Origin of the sequence: Streptomyces griseorubiginosus, assembly GCF_017614965.1 — a bacterium.
Lineage (GTDB): Bacteria > Actinomycetota > Actinomycetes > Streptomycetales > Streptomycetaceae > Streptomyces > Streptomyces griseorubiginosus_B.
In genome coordinates, this window is sequence record NZ_WVUG01000712.1 from 1 (window position 1) to 629 (window position 629).

The window sequence follows — 629 nt, forward strand, 5'->3', positions numbered from 1 at the left end:
GCCGGGGAACCGGGCGGTTGCGGTGACGCCGGAAGGAGGCCGGGGAACCGGGCGGTCGCGGTGACTCGGAAGGGGGCTGGCGAGCGGGCGGTCCCGGTGACAAAGGGGCCGGGGAACCGGGCGGTTGCGGTGACGCCGACGGATTCGGTCACCGGGGTGTCGCCGGTCGAGCAAGGCCGGGCTTCGGGAACGGCGGCTGCGAAGGGGACCGGTGTGCCGGCGGTGGAGTCGGCGCCGGGTTCGATTCCGCAGGGCCCGCCCGGGCCCTGACCTCCGCGGCGAACGGGCCCGTTCCCGAAGCCGCCGTCACGTCCGAGGTCTCGCCCACGATCACACACCGCACGAGCCGCACGCCCTGGGCCCTTGCCACCCGGTCGGCCCGGGCACAAGCCGCCGCACCGCCGTCCGCCCAGTGATCGGCCGCGGCGAGCGCCGCCAGATCCGCGCCACCGGCCGCCCGATGCCGGACCACAACGGCCTGCCCCAGGGCGAGCACGACCCCGAACACCACACACAGCACGGCGATGGCACCGACGCTCCAGACGGTGGCGGATCCACGGTCGCCATACCGGCGGCTCCGGACATCAAGGTCAGCACCCCCGCCCCCGGCCCAGTCGCCGCAGAAGCGC

General features: G+C 75.7%; 2 protein-coding genes. One reads left to right on the forward strand and one right to left on the reverse strand.

Going from position 1 to position 629, the window contains the following annotated elements; translation table 11 throughout:
• Positions 1-148: 148 nt before the first annotated feature.
• Complete coding sequence (locus GRC12_RS44895; RefSeq protein ID WP_439959967.1) at positions 149-520, reverse strand: Rv3654c family TadE-like protein; 372 nt, start codon at positions 518-520, stop codon at positions 149-151.
• Here GRC12_RS44895 and GRC12_RS46255 point away from each other — a divergent pair.
• Positions 413-629: hypothetical protein (locus GRC12_RS46255; RefSeq protein WP_244374731.1), on the forward strand; the 217-nt coding region annotated here is incomplete at its 3' end. The two genes, GRC12_RS44895 and GRC12_RS46255, sit on opposite strands and share 108 nt — an antisense overlap.